Here is an 832-nt window from a genome sequence, read left to right as displayed (position 1 = left end):
TTTGGTTGGAGCAGTGGTTTTTGCAACCGTTATGACACTGCTTAAGTGGAAAGCCAAACAGCAGCACGAACCCGTTATTAATTTTGTTGATCGAAAGGTAAAGTAATGACAGCACCGGCGTTATTTTCTCGCTCGGGGCGCTAGCGCAGAATATCCGCGCACCAAACCCACGAGTCCGCATCGAACCCATCCTTGAAACTGTAAAAAATTATCTAAAAGAAAACCTGCGATTTCACAAACAGCGCGGCAACGTAGTACAATTTATCAATCATCTCGGAACGCAATTCACTTTAATTGTGGATGCGTTTCTTGCAACCGCTGTTGCAAGGTGACTGCTATTTTGCGTTACCGTGTAGCGCTCTTACAGAGGAAAAATATGTCTAAGATTCTTAATAACGAACCGGACACACGCCGCGGGCGGTGGACCGGGCAATACGGTTTTCTTATGGCGGCCATTGGATCCGCTGTAGGTCTCGGCAACATCTGGCGCTTCCCCGGCATTGCCTACAATAACGGCGGCGGAGCGTTCCTGCTCCCCTACCTTGTGTCGCTAATCTGCATCGGTATTCCCGTGCTGCTTCTCGACTACGCGCTAGGGCACAAGTATCGCGGATCAGCTCCCCTAGCATTCCGCCGCTTCACGAAAAAAGCCGAGTTCCTCGGCTGGTGGCAAGTTGCCTTTTCAGCAATCGTTTCGATCTACTACACGGCGGTGATCGCCTGGGCCGTTAGTTACATATTCTACTCGATCAACCTTGCCTGGAAAGACGACTCGCTCGGGTTCTTCCTCAAGTCGTATTTGCAGGCGGACGAATCCGCTCTGCTGACCTTT

The 832-nt window shown here is 50.6% G+C and carries 1 pseudogene; it reads left to right on the top strand.

The window, feature by feature from the left end:
* Positions 1-376: 376 nt before the first annotated feature.
* Positions 377-832: pseudogene (locus KJY78_RS06455) on the top strand (sodium-dependent transporter); the annotation flags it as partial.

The organism is Canibacter zhuwentaonis (genome assembly GCF_018531145.1).
Taxonomy (GTDB): domain Bacteria; phylum Actinomycetota; class Actinomycetes; order Actinomycetales; family Microbacteriaceae; genus Canibacter; species Canibacter zhuwentaonis.
This window is presented reverse-complemented; position numbering and strand designations above follow the sequence as displayed.